16 protein-coding genes and 1 tRNA gene are annotated in these 12947 nt (G+C 41.9%); 16 read left to right on the top strand and 1 reads right to left on the bottom strand.

Annotated features, from left to right (window positions below; all coding sequences use genetic code 11):
- The first annotated feature begins 118 nt into the window (after nucleotides 1–118).
- The 16 genes from MLE17_RS16855 to MLE17_RS16780 all read left to right on the top strand — a co-directional run bounded on the left by MLE17_RS16855 (nucleotide 119) and on the right by MLE17_RS16780 (nucleotide 11966).
- Entirely contained in the window at nucleotides 119–1012 is an 894-nt protein-coding gene (locus MLE17_RS16855) for a class I SAM-dependent methyltransferase (RefSeq protein WP_243349892.1), read from the top strand.
- Between the two features lie 4 nt (nucleotides 1013–1016).
- Nucleotides 1017–1895: a cell division protein FtsX gene (locus MLE17_RS16850; protein ID WP_243349891.1), complete on the top strand. Its 879-nt coding sequence runs from the start codon at nucleotides 1017–1019 to the stop codon at nucleotides 1893–1895.
- Between the two features lie 39 nt (nucleotides 1896–1934).
- Nucleotides 1935–2165, top strand: coding sequence for a DUF3098 domain-containing protein (locus MLE17_RS16845; protein ID WP_243349890.1), 231 nt, complete (start codon nucleotides 1935–1937; stop codon nucleotides 2163–2165).
- Entirely contained in the window at nucleotides 2165–2959 is a 795-nt protein-coding gene (locus MLE17_RS16840) for an undecaprenyl-diphosphate phosphatase (protein WP_243349889.1), read from the top strand. The genes MLE17_RS16845 and MLE17_RS16840 overlap by 1 nt, the downstream gene beginning before the upstream one ends.
- 9 nt (nucleotides 2960–2968) lie before the next feature.
- Nucleotides 2969–3697, top strand: a complete 729-nt coding sequence (gene truB / locus MLE17_RS16835; RefSeq protein WP_243349888.1) for a tRNA pseudouridine(55) synthase TruB — start codon at nucleotides 2969–2971, stop codon at nucleotides 3695–3697.
- Nucleotides 3694–4743 (top strand): tRNA preQ1(34) S-adenosylmethionine ribosyltransferase-isomerase QueA, encoded by a 1050-nt coding sequence (queA, locus tag MLE17_RS16830; protein WP_243349887.1) that lies wholly within the window; start codon nucleotides 3694–3696, stop codon nucleotides 4741–4743. Before truB ends, queA begins: the two co-directional genes overlap by 4 nt.
- Nucleotides 4744–4757: 14 nt before the next feature.
- Nucleotides 4758–5231, top strand: coding sequence for a 2-amino-4-hydroxy-6-hydroxymethyldihydropteridine diphosphokinase (folK, locus tag MLE17_RS16825; protein WP_243349886.1), 474 nt, complete (start codon nucleotides 4758–4760; stop codon nucleotides 5229–5231).
- Between the two features lie 216 nt (nucleotides 5232–5447).
- The gene (metK, locus tag MLE17_RS16820) at nucleotides 5448–6740 is read left to right on the top strand and encodes a methionine adenosyltransferase (RefSeq protein ID WP_243349908.1); all 1293 of its coding nucleotides are present in this window, start codon (nucleotides 5448–5450) and stop codon (nucleotides 6738–6740) included.
- Nucleotides 6741–6842: 102 nt separating this feature from the next.
- Nucleotides 6843–7430, top strand: a complete 588-nt coding sequence (locus MLE17_RS16815; RefSeq protein WP_243349907.1) for a TIGR00730 family Rossman fold protein — start codon at nucleotides 6843–6845, stop codon at nucleotides 7428–7430.
- Between the two features lie 9 nt (nucleotides 7431–7439).
- Nucleotides 7440–8381, top strand: a complete 942-nt coding sequence (locus MLE17_RS16810) for a DUF4271 domain-containing protein (protein ID WP_243349885.1) — start codon at nucleotides 7440–7442, stop codon at nucleotides 8379–8381.
- A 19-nt stretch (nucleotides 8382–8400) separates the two neighbouring features.
- The gene (locus tag MLE17_RS16805; RefSeq protein WP_243349884.1) at nucleotides 8401–9159 is read left to right on the top strand and encodes a uroporphyrinogen-III synthase; all 759 of its coding nucleotides are present in this window, start codon (nucleotides 8401–8403) and stop codon (nucleotides 9157–9159) included.
- 90 nt (nucleotides 9160–9249) lie between these two features.
- Complete coding sequence (gene rnpA, locus MLE17_RS16800) at nucleotides 9250–9645, top strand: ribonuclease P protein component (RefSeq protein ID WP_243349883.1); 396 nt, start codon at nucleotides 9250–9252, stop codon at nucleotides 9643–9645.
- A complete protein-coding gene (gene yidD, locus MLE17_RS16795; RefSeq protein WP_243349882.1) occupies nucleotides 9627–9851 on the top strand; it encodes a membrane protein insertion efficiency factor YidD in 225 nt (74 codons plus the stop codon). The genes rnpA and yidD overlap by 19 nt, the downstream gene beginning before the upstream one ends.
- Nucleotides 9852–9888: 37 nt before the next feature.
- On the top strand, nucleotides 9889–10527 hold the full coding sequence (locus MLE17_RS16790) for a TatD family hydrolase (protein WP_243349881.1): 639 nt from the start codon (nucleotides 9889–9891) through the stop codon (nucleotides 10525–10527).
- Nucleotides 10524–11816, top strand: coding sequence for a tyrosine--tRNA ligase (gene tyrS / locus MLE17_RS16785; protein WP_243349880.1), 1293 nt, complete (start codon nucleotides 10524–10526; stop codon nucleotides 11814–11816). The genes MLE17_RS16790 and tyrS overlap by 4 nt, the downstream gene beginning before the upstream one ends.
- Nucleotides 11817–11892: 76 nt before the next feature.
- A tRNA-Gln gene (locus tag MLE17_RS16780) sits at nucleotides 11893–11966 on the top strand.
- Between the two features lie 179 nt (nucleotides 11967–12145).
- Here the strand turns inward: MLE17_RS16780 and MLE17_RS16775 are convergent.
- The gene (locus MLE17_RS16775; protein WP_243349879.1) at nucleotides 12146–12865 is read right to left on the bottom strand and encodes a hypothetical protein; all 720 of its coding nucleotides are present in this window, start codon (nucleotides 12863–12865) and stop codon (nucleotides 12146–12148) included.
- Nucleotides 12866–12947: the final 82 nt, after the last annotated feature.

Below are 12947 nucleotides of genomic sequence, written 5' to 3'. Positions count from 1 at the left end.
AGGATGTCCATTTGGCATCCTCTTTTTTGTTAAATATTGTCTTTCGGCTGTTTTTCTGCTGAATAATTCGTTTTTTTGCAGCCAATTTGGGTATTCCATGTTTAATTGTCAATAAGGTATGAATATTAGTAGCGTTAAGTCTTGTCCCATTTGTGATAACTCCTCTTTTTCTGATTTTCTTACCTGTACAGACCATTACGCGACACAAGAAGTTTTTAAACTTCAGAAATGCTCTAAATGTGGATTTGTTTTCACCCAGGACTTTCCTTCTGAGGCCTTTATCGGCAGCTATTACGAAACACCGGATTATATTTCCCATACCAATACCAAAAAAGGGATTGTGAATTTCCTCTATCATTATGCACGGAGCTTTATGCTTAACCGTAAATGCAAAATGATTGAGTCAATATCGGAAGTAAAACCCGGAAAGATTCTTGATTACGGGACTGGTACCGGTTTCTTCCTGAATGCTATCAAAAGTAAAGGATGGGAAATCACGGGTATTGAAAAGAGTCCGTCTGCCAGAGCTTTTGCCCAAAAAGAGTTCGGACTTGAAATTCTTGCCCCATCTGCGTTACAATCGGTTCAATCAGAAAGTTGTGACATTATTACGCTTTGGCACGTGCTGGAGCATATCGAAGACCTGCAGGGAATCATCGGAGAGTTTAAACGGATACTTAAACCGAATGGTCGGTTAATCCTGGCTCTTCCTAACTCGGGGTCCTATGATGCATTGCACTATAAGGAATATTGGGCCGCTTATGACGTTCCCCGACATTTATGGCACTTTACGCCCCGTACCCTTTTTACTTTTGCCCAAAATAATGGCCTGACTTTGCTAGACAAAAAAGGTATGCCTCTCGACGGCTTTTACATTTCGATGATTAGTGAAAAGTACAAAAAGAACAAGCTTGCTTTTGTTAGTGGGTTGTGGGTTGGTATTAAAGGGCTTTTTGCATCAATGAAAGATGTTTCGCTCAATAGTTCCCTTATTTACATTCTCAAAAAATAGTCGTATGGCGAAAAAGAAATATTTAACCACATCATCCTTTTACGGAGCACGGATTACGGCGATTATCAGTAGTTCTCTGGTGTTGTTTTTGTTGGGGATTTTGGTGATTATGTCTTTGATTACCAAAGAGCTTTCCAGTTATGTAAAGGAAAATATCGGTTTTTCTGTTATTATAAAAGATAACATTACTGACAATGAACTTACCCGTATTCAAAAGCGTTTTGATACAGCGCCTTACGTCAGATCAAGCGAGCTTTACTCTAAAGAAAAAGCATTGAAAGAGCTTACTGAAGAATTGGGCGAGAATCCTCAGGATTTTCTGGGCTCAGTACCATTGATGGCTTCTGTCGAGATCAAGCTCAAATCAGAATATGCCAATAACGACAGCATTGCGCGCATTGAAAAAGTGCTTCGCAATCAACCCTATGTTCATGATATTATTTACAGGAAGGATTTGGTTCAAATGGTTAATGATAATATGAAGCGTATCGGATTGGTTCTTCTATCTGTTGCGGCAGTATTGATGCTGATTTCAATTGCGTTACTCAATAATACGATTCGCTTGACCATTTACTCAAAGCGATTCTTGCTGAATACAATGAAACTGGTAGGAGCCACTCATGGTTTTATTCGTAAACCATTTATCTTAAGTAATATGCTTAACGGTCTATTGGCTTCGGTGTTGGCGATTGGCATGTTAAGCGGTTTGCTCTATTACATGTCAAATGAGATAGAAGGACTAAGCACCTTGGTGAGTGCTGATTCTCTGCTGATTTCATTTGGTGCGGTATTGGTTTTAGGCTTGCTACTCTCTGTTATTTGTGCATTTTTCTCAGTGAACCGTTATCTCAGAATGAAATCAGAAAACCTCTACGCTATCTGATAAATCAGGCATACATTGACATTTATAATTAGAAAAGATATGGAAAATAAAAATTTCGCATTCGGTAAAACAAACTTCATTCTAATCGGGGTTTCTATAGCTCTGATTATCCTCGGATTTTTCCTTATGGGTGGAAGTGGTTCAACAGAATCAACCTTCAATCCGGATATTTTCAGCAAAACAAGAATCGTTATTGCTCCCGGAATCTGCTTTATCGGCTTTTTGTTGGTAATTGTTGGTATTTTATATAAAGCGAAAGATAAGGAATAATGATCAGTATTTTACAGACGATCATTATTGCGATTGTCGAAGGTCTGACCGAGTACCTACCGGTTTCATCTACCGGTCACATGATTATTGCCCAGAAGATCCTGAATGTTCCCAGTTCAGAGTTTATCAAAGCGTTTACCGTTATCATTCAGTTTGGGGCAATACTTTCAGTGATCGTTCTATACTGGAAACGTTTCCTGCAAAGCCTGGAGTTTTACAAAACGCTTTTGATTGCATTTATTCCGGCGGCGGTTATTGGATTCTTATTCAGCAAGAAGATTGATGAATTACTGGAAAGCGTAGAGGTCGTGGCGATAATGCTCATATTAGGTGGTATCCTGATGTTATTTGTCGATAAATGGCTTAACAAGCCGGCTAAAGACCAGGAAATTACTCCTAAGAAAGCAGTTGTTATCGGATTTTTTCAATGTATAGCCATGATACCCGGTGTTTCCCGTTCTATGGCAACTATAGTTGGCGGTATGTCACAGAAACTGGATCGTAAGAATGCCGCTGAGTTTTCATTCTTTCTCGCCGTACCAACCATGTTTGCTGCTTCGGCATACAAGTTATTAAAGCTGGTTAAAGACCCTAAAGAGTTTGCAAATCTAAAAATGCACTGGGATGTTCTTCTTGTAGGTAATGTTGTCGCATTCATTATAGCCGTGTTGGCGATTAAATTCTTTATAGAATTTGTTTCAAAATACGGTTTCAAAGCATTTGGATACTACCGCATTGTGGTGGGGGCAAGCATTCTTATCTTGCTGATGCTCGGTCATGAATTAAGTATATAGATAAATAGAATGGATTTTCAGAAAGGAGAAGTAATTTATTTCAATAAACCGTTGGAATGGACTTCGTTTGATTTGGTAAAGCGGATTCGTTCCAGGATTTGCAGAGCATTACACGTTAAGAAACTCAAAGTCGGTCATGCCGGCACCCTCGATCCATTGGCAACCGGAGTGATGATTATCTGCACAGGAAAAGCGACAAAACTGATCGAGAGTTTTCAGTATCAAACCAAAGAATACATTGCCGGACTGGAACTCGGTGCTACAACTCCCTCATTTGACCTTGAAACAGAGGTTGATGCCCGCTTCCCGTTTGAGCACATTTCCAAGGAAGCAGTTGAAGAAGCTCTCAAAGGTTTTATCGGAAGAATAGAACAGGTGCCTCCTGCTTATTCTGCTAATAAAATTGATGGAGTTCGCGCTTATGAATATGCCCGTAAAGGTGAAGAGATTGAGTTAAAGGCCAAAGTGCTTGTGATTGATGAGATTGAGCTTTTGAATTACGCTTTACCCAACATCAAAATCAGGGTAGTTTGCAGCAAAGGGACTTACATTCGTGCGCTGGCCCGCGATATCGGTCTTGCGCTGAACAGCGGAGCGCACCTGATCTCCCTGCAACGTACCCGTATAGGCGAGATAACTTTGGATAAATGCCTGGAAGTGGATCAGATTGATCAGATACTTCCGGCTGAAGAAAATAGAGAAAAGGATAATAAACAACTAAGTGAGATACAACTATGAAGTTATCACAATTTAAATTCAAACTTCCTGATGAGCTAATCGCTGTGACTCCGGCCAAGAACCGTGATGAGTCACGTCTGATGATCATTGACCGTCAAACCGGTAAAATCGAGCACGAAACATTCAAAAGTATTTTGGATCATTTCGATGACAAGGATGTTTTTATTTTCAATAACACCATGGTTTTTCCTGCCCGTTTGTATGGAAACAAGGAAAAAACAGGGGCTAAAATCGAGGTGTTTCTGCTTCGTGAATTAAATTCGGAACTGCGTTTATGGGATGTATTGGTTGATCCGGCCCGTAAAATCCGTATTGGAAACAAACTTTACTTTGGCGAAGATGACTCAATGGTGGCTGAAGTTATTGATAATACAACTTCTCGTGGTAGAACGCTTCGTTTCTTATACGATGGTCCGCACGATGAATTCAAAAAAGCGCTTTATGATTTGGGGGAAACTCCACTTCCTAAATATATCGACCGCGAAGTGCAGAAAGATGACCCAATGCGCTACCAGACTATTTTTGCAAAACACGAAGGGGCAGTAGTTGCTCCGGCTGCAGGACTTCACTTCAGCCGTGAATTGCTGAAACGCATGGAAATTAAAGGAATCGACATTGCGTTTGCTACTGTGCACTCTGGTTTGGGAAACTTCCGTGATATTGATGTGGAAGATTTGACCAAACATAAAATGGATTCAGAGCAAATGCTGGTCAATGAAGAATTGGTGCGTATCGTAAACAAGGCAAAAGACGAGCAGCGTAAAGTTTGTGCTGTGGGTACTTCTGTGATGCGTGCTATCGAAACGGCAGTAAGCACCGATGGTCACCTGAAACCTTACGACGGATGGACTAACAAGTTTATTTTCCCTCCATATGAATTTACCGTGGCAACCTCTATGGTAACCAATTTCCATATGCCTTTGTCAACCCTGTTGATGATGACTTGTGCATTTGGTGGACATGACCTGATTATGGATGCGTATGAGATTGCCGTGAAAGAGCAGTATCGTTTCGGCGCTTACGGTGATGCAATGCTGATTATCTGATTTTAAGAATAAAAGTGGCTTCTGTATATTTAAGTTTAGGAACTAATCTTGGCAATCGGGAAGCAAACCTCAACGAAGCTGTTGCAATGATAGAAAAGCGGATCGGAAGTTTATCTTCCGTATCCGCTTTTTACCAAACGGCCCCTTGGGGATTTGAGAGTGAGAATGACTTTCTCAATCTAGTTTTAGCTTGTGAAACTAAACTCTCACCAGAATCTTTGCTTCAGGAAACCCAATTTATCGAAATCGAACTGGGCCGGACTAAGAAATCAAACGGAAGTTATTCCGACCGGATGATTGATATTGATATTTTATATTATGACCAGCTAATTGTCGAAACTCCCCGGCTGATCATTCCACACCCACTGCTCCATTTGCGTGAATTCGTGCTGGCTCCACTTAATGAAATCGCACCTCTTTTTTTACACCCGATCTTTCAGAAGACAACTGAGCAAATGCTCTCTGAGTTAAAAAACTCTTCAAAATAAGTCGCTTCTGTTGAAAAACAAGAAGCGCTGCTTTTTCTTCAGGAAAATATCTATCTTTGCAGCCGAGAATTGAAAGGTGGATAAATTTGGCTGCTTGCAACCACTTGAAAAAATGCTAAAATCGCGGTACTTCGCGCTTTTTCTTCGTAAAAATACTATCCGCTTTCATCTTCTCCGACCAAACTTTGTTTAATGGAAAATCAATTTCAAAAGAAGATGAATTATCTATTTACTTCCGAGTCGGTTTCTGAAGGACATCCTGATAAAGTAGCCGACCAAATTTCAGACGCTATTCTTGACGAGTTTCTGGCTCAGGATGCTACATCTAAAGTAGCTTGCGAAACCCTTGTGACAACAGGGCAAGTAATCCTTGCCGGTGAAGTTAAATCTCAAGCTTATATCGATCTTCCCGAAGTGGCACGTAACGTGATCAACCGTATCGGTTATACCAAAAGCGATTACAAATTCGATGGAGACTCATGTGGTGTATTCTCGGCTATTCACGAGCAATCACAAGATATCAATCGTGGTGTAGAACGAGAAGATCCGATGAACCAGGGTGCCGGTGACCAAGGAATGATGTTCGGTTACGCAAGTACCGAGACGGACAACTACATGCCATTGTCACTTGACCTATCACACCTGTTGCTTCAGGAGCTTGCAAATATCCGTCGTGAAGGCGAGGTGATGACCTACCTGCGTCCTGATTCAAAATCTCAGGTGACTATTGAATATTCACAGGACAACAAGCCTGTACGTGTCCACACTATCGTAATCTCTACTCAACACGATGATTTTATCACTCCGGTGGATAAATCAGTTCAGGCACAAATTGATGCTGATACTCAAATGTTGGGCATGATTAAAGAAGATGTGAAAAACCTGTTGTTACCACGTGTAATTGACCAATTGCCGGAACGTGTTCAGGCTTTGTTTGACGATAAACTGATCCTTCACGTAAACCCAACTGGTAAATTCGTAATCGGAGGACCTCACGGCGATACCGGATTGACAGGCCGCAAAATCATCGTGGATACTTACGGTGGTAAAGGCGCTCACGGTGGTGGTGCATTTTCTGGAAAAGACCCTTCAAAAGTAGACCGTTCGGCTGCTTATGCATCACGTCACATTGCTAAAAACATGGTAGCGGCTGGTGTAGCAGAAGAAATGCTGGTGCAGGTTTCTTACGCTATCGGTGTGGCTAAACCAGTAAGTATTTTTGTGGATACTTATGGAACTGCAAAAGTAAAAATGACCGATGCTGAAATCGCCCAAAAGGTTGCTGACATCTTCGACATGCGCCCGAAAGCGATCGAGGAACGCCTTAAACTGCGTAACCCGATGTATCAGGAAACAGCGGCTTACGGACACATGGGACGTACTCCTGAAATCGTAACCAAAGTGTTTACTTCAAGATATCTGGATAAACCAATCATCAAAGAAGTAGAACTGTTTACCTGGGAAAAGTTGGATCATGTAGAAGAAATCCGTAAATCATTCGGAATCTGAATCTAAAAAAGATAAATCCTAAAATGCCGCTACCGGAAAGCCGGACCAGCGGCATTTTTCATTTCCGTTAGAAATGACTAATTTTGCGCCGTAAATCATTTAATTATGAGTCTCAAATCCGTTTGCGTTTATTGTGCCTCCAGCTCAAAGGTTGATCCGAAATTCTTTGATGCTGCGCAACGACTGGGGAAAGAACTTGCCCGTCATCAGGTGAAATGCGTTTACGGAGCCGGTAATCAGGGGCTTATGGGGAAATTGGCGGATGCTGTTCTCTCTCACGGAGGAGAAGTTTTGGGAATTATTCCTCAGTTTATGTACGATGAAGGGTGGAATCACACCGGACTCACTGAGTTGTACATTGTCGAATCCATGCACATCCGCAAACAGATGATGGTTGAAAATGTCGATGCGGCCATTGCCCTTCCCGGAGGATGCGGCACGCTGGAAGAGCTGCTCGAAATCATCACCTGGAAGCAACTCGGCCTTTTTTCAAAACCGATTGTCATTTTAAATACAGATGGCTATTACGATCACCTGATCGCGATGCTTGACCGTGCGGTTGAAGAAAACTTTATGCACGAAAAGCATTCGTCAATCTGGACTATTGTTAATACTCCCGAAGAGGTTGTTGAAGCCATCAGAGCTGCCGAGACGTGGATAAACAATCCTAGATCTATCGCAGCACTTTAATCGAAAAGTATGGCTCAAAATCAACAACAACATTATCAGCCGCAGAATCTGGTTGTCCTTCATCCGGAACCTGTCAAGCAGGATACCGCCGTGGTTCAGCCGGTGCAGGACTCTGTGCCCTATTCGATTAATGTCAAATCCGTTGTAGTTAAGAAGGATACGGTGACTTTGCCCGGATTTACACTCAACACGGATTCTCTATTGAAAGAGAAGCGGGTATTGAATCCCGGGGATACAGTGATGTATCTGAAATCTCATACTCTCGGGCTTCCGGGAAACCTTCGTTCGATTAACAGTGCGACCTCTCCCGGATTCAGTGCCATTCTTGTTTTTTCCCTATTGCTAACCACTTGTGCTTATAGCCTCCCATCGGACTATTTCAGCCGTATTCTGAAAAGCCTTTTCAGCAAAAAAGGGAATCCGGACTTTTTTATGGAAAAGACTCTTTCCGGGCTTCGATTCAAAACCTGCCTGTTTATCCAGACAATCCTGTTGGAGGGGCTTATTGCATTTGATCTGATTCGGAAATATGTTTTTGGCGAAGACATTACCCCTAATTACCTATCCAGGCTAGGTTTGTTTTTGGGGGTAATCTTGATATATCATCTATTCAGAAGTCTGTTATTTACCTTTCTGGGAAATATTTTTACCACAAAAAGCGTTTCCCGGGTCTTTATTTCGGAGTATTTCACAATAATGAGCCTTTGGGGAACCTGGCTGTTTCCTATGGCATTACTTATTGTTCTTTATCCGTTAAAACCGGTGGTATTAATCGCGTTGTTAGTCGTTCCCGGGGGATTTGTTCGAATTATGACTTTCCTGAAAGGGGTTAATATTTTTTTCAGGAATAAAGGTGGTTTATTTTACATATTTTTGTACCTTTGCGCCCTTGAAATACTGCCTTTAGTTGCGTTGTATCAAGCACTTCTGGCAGTGTATACTATCTATTAACCACAAAACAATTTAAGCCTTGAATATCAAGAAGATACTTATATCGCAACCCAAACCGGCGACAGAAAAATCGCCCTATTACGATATTGCCGAAAAATACGGGGTAGAATTGGTGTTCCGTCAATTTTTTAAGGTAGAGGGAATCTCTTCTAAAGAATTCAGACAACAAAAGATTTCGTTGCCAGAATATACTGCCGCAGTTTTTACTGCCAAAACGGCAATTGACCACTTCTTTGAAATGTGTAAAGAGCTTCGGGTTACTATTCCTGAAACATTCAAATACTTCTGTACCACAGAGGCTATTGCTCTTTACCTTCAGAAATATATTGTTTACCGCAAACGCAAAATCTTCTTTGGTAAGTCGGGCAAGGTGGATGATTTACTTCCATTTATCCAAAAACATTCTCAGGAGAAATTCATCGTTCCGGTAAATGAAACGCACATCGATGAGGCGACTCAGGCATTGGATAAAGTGAATATCTCTTACGCCAAAGCGGTAATGTTCCGTACGGTTAGTAACGATTTCGGTCCGGATGAAGCATTTGACTACGATATGCTGATGTTCTTCAGCCCGAATGGTATTGCTGCATTGCATAAAAACTTCCCTGAATTCCAACAGGGAGATATCAAAGTCGGTACTTTCGGTGTAAATACTACTAAAGCGGCAAAAGATGCCGGTCTTCGTGTGGACTTCGAAGCTCCTCGTCCAGAAGCTCCTTCTATGGCGGCGGCTCTAGAGCTTTACCTGAAAGAATACACCAAAAAGAGCAAGAAATAATTTATTTCAATCCAAATATTTCCCTGAAAGTTTGTTTGTGAAAACAATCCTGTTTTTCAACGCCAAAACGGACTTTCAGGGATTTTTTATATGAGCACATCAGACTTCACCCTCTCAAAAGCGGAACGCATTTCCCGCAAACTGGTTATCGACAAGCTTTTCACCAAAGGAACGTCCTTTGTCGTGTATCCCATCAGGGTGGTTTATGTCACCTCAACAGAGGAACAGGAGGCTCAGGCGGCTATGATGGTCAGCGTTTCCAAGAAGAAGTTTAAGCGAGCGGTAAAGCGCAACTATATCAAACGTCGTGTCAAGGAGGCTTATCGTCTGAATAAGCATCTATTGCAGATTCCGGAAAGTGTTGGTAATATTTCAATTGCTTTTATCTATCTGAGCGGAGGGTTTAAAAGCTTCGATTCACTCAATCAGAAAATGGAAGAGATCATGCTTCAACTCAACGAAAAGCTATGCTCCGAAAACTCTTAACCTGGCTACTGCTGATTCCGGTTTACTTTTACCGGTATTGCATCTCTCCGCTGAAACCGCCCAGTTGCCGGTTTACTCCAACCTGTTCCGAATACGCTATCGAAGCATTGAAAAAACACGGCCCCTTTAAAGGGCTTTACTTAGCGATTAAACGCATCCTGCGTTGCCACCCCTGGGGAGGAAGCGGTTACGACCCGGTTCCCTGATTGAAGATTCGATAACTGCCAATCATCACATATCCCTGTGCATACATTTTTCAACTTACATACCCATCAAAACGGAGAGCATCCGGCTGAAGTTGCTGTCCTGGATTGTCCCTCAGGAAAAGATTTGCCATCATCGTTTTATTCTGTGAGTCTTCACCCCTGGATGTTATCACCTGAAAAGCTGGATCAGGCAGTCGATTTTATTTTCCAAAATCATTCAGATAAAAACTTCATCGCCATTGGCGAATGCGGATTGGATAAACTCTGCGAGACATCTTTTGATTTGCAAACCAGGACTTTTCGCCAAATGATTGAGCTATCGGAGCAATACGAAAAGCCGCTGATTATCCATTGTGTAAAAGCATTTGACGAGCTTATTTCCCTGAAGAAAGAATATCTGCCGAAACAGCCCTGGGTTATCCACGGATTCAGAGGGAACCCGATACAGGCCAAACAGCTTATCCAACAAGGTTTTTGCCTTTCGTTTGGACCGAAACACAACATCGAAACAATAAAAAATGTACCTTTGTGGGCTGTTTTCACGGAGACGGATGACAGTGATTGTTCAATAGATGAGGTTTACCGTTTAGTTGCCTCTGAACTAAATATTTCCGTTGAAGAATTAGCCGGAAACATCCGAAATAACGCGATAAAATATTTGAAATTAGCTATATGAACTTCGTAGAAGAATTAAAATGGAGGGGCATGATTCATGACATGATGCCCGGAACGGAAGAACAACTACAAAAAGAGATGACTTCAGCTTACGTGGGTATTGACCCGACGGCTGATTCACTACATATCGGTCACCTGGTAGGGGTGATGATGCTGAAGCATTTTCAGCGTGCCGGACACCGTCCGATTGCTCTCGTGGGAGGTGCAACCGGTATGATCGGTGACCCGTCAGGCAAATCGCAGGAGCGTAACCTGTTGACCGAAGATATCCTTCGCCACAACCAGAATAGCATCAAAAATCAGTTGGCGAAATTTCTTGACTTTACGTCAGATGCGCCTAATGCTGCGATTCTGGTCAATAACTACGACTGGATGAAGGAATTCTCTTTCCTTGCGTTTATCCGTGACATCGGAAAGCACATCACCGTGAACTACATGATGGCCAAAGATTCGGTAAAAAAACGCCTGGGATCAGAATCAAGCACCGGATTGTCATTCACAGAATTTACTTACCAGTTGGTACAGGGATATGACTTCCTGCACCTTTACAACGAATACGGATGTAAACTACAGATGGGTGGTTCTGACCAATGGGGAAATATCACAACCGGAACCGAGCTGATTCGTCGCAAATCGGGTGGTGAGGCTTTCGCATTGACCTGTCCGCTGATCACCAAAGCCGATGGTGGCAAATTTGGTAAGACAGAATCAGGTAACGTTTGGTTGGATCGTCGCTACACCAGCCCATATAAATTCTACCAGTTCTGGTTGAACGTAAGTGATGCCGATGCGGAGAAATACATCAAGATCTTTACTGCCATTTCCAAAGAGGAAATTGAAGTATTGGTAGCAGAGCAGACAGAGGCTCCACACCTCCGTCCATTGCAGAAGCGCCTGGCTAAAGAGGTGACCATAATGGTTCACTCTGAAGAGGATTACAATGCAGCGGTGGAGGCATCCGGTATCTTATTCGGAAATTCAACGTCAGAGGCTTTGAAACGTCTGGACGAAGAGACTTTCCTGCAGGTATTCGATGGTGTTCCTCAGTTTGAGTTTGACCGTGCGGAGCTGGCAGCCGGAATCAAAGCGGTGGATTTGCTCGGTGAGAAATGTGCTGTTTTCCCGTCAAAAGGTGAAATGCGCAAGACTGCCCAGGGCGGTGGCGTTTCGGTAAATAAAGAGAAGCTTGCAGCCTTCGATCAGGTCATTGATGAGAGTGCACTGCTTAACGACAAGTATATTTTGGTGCAAAAAGGCAAGAAAAACTACTTTTTGCTGCTTGCAAAGTGATTTTTCTGCGGATAGGTTTGCAAATTAAAAAATAAGCCGTATCTTTGCATCGCTTTTGAGAAACAAAGCAAATGATTGTCCCATTGTGTAATGGTAGCACAGCAGATTTTGGTTCTGTTAGTCTGGGTTCGAATCCTTGTGGGACAACCACTTAAGAGTCTGATTATCGCAAGATAGTCAGACTTTTTTGTTATCCTCTTTTATTAAGCCGCCAAAAATAATAGCCGGAAAAAACTTCCCGGCTATTATGATTTATACGGCCTCAATCCCTACGGATTAAATCTTTCTTCAATAGAGAATGTGGATATTCATTTTCAACGATTGCGCTTTTAGCTTATATTCTCTTCTTTGGGAATCGCTATTCTTTCTGCTTCTTTATTGATCTCCTCATCTCCAGTCAATATCTGCAAAAGCACCAGTAAAATGACAGGAATTATGCCAAATATCAATGTTGCAATCATCCATAGGACGCGGTTTGCCGGATCTTTCTTTTCTATCCATTGATACACATTGATAACCAACAGCAGATTAACGATAACTTTAATTCCCGTCGGTATAAAGGAATAGATCTTCATATAGGTGCCGGTAAATAAAATATCGGTTCTCATCACTGTTGAGGCGTATTGATAACCTAATTTGGGAACAAAGAAGATATGAAGTAAAAAGGCTAAGGCGAAAAGAATAAATAATAATTCCATTGAATGGAATAGCTCATTCCGTTGGAACTTTTTCCCGCAAATCAGGATGCAGATAAACAGTGCCAGGGCATAATAATTAAAGGTCAGGCCTAAAAGCAGCCAGATCCATTTATCTTCTCCGTATTTCTCTGCATTTTGAAATAGCCAGAGTCCGGAGATTATACCATAAATAAAGGTGTAGTTCAGGTAAATGTTGGACAAAATCATTTTCCCCAACTCATAGTCAGGAAGCGTCATCTTACAGTGTATATAGTCAAATAACATGTAGGTGGAAGGGAAGCCAAAGAGGATGAATGTTGCCAGCGTTATAAGCAGCAATGAGGTAACGATCCGGTTAATGTAGATTTCCATGGTGTAATTGGTTTTTATAAGAAAAAAATATCCCGCATTAAATGTGCGGGATAATGTTGCTGTATGAAAATAGGAGCAAAGG

Origin of the sequence: Parabacteroides sp. FAFU027 (genome assembly GCF_022808675.1) — a bacterium.
Taxonomy (GTDB): Bacteria; Bacteroidota; Bacteroidia; order Bacteroidales; family UBA7332; genus CAXXIC01.
The sequence above is the reverse complement of the archived record's forward strand: the minus strand, read 5'-3'. Positions and strand labels throughout refer to the sequence as shown.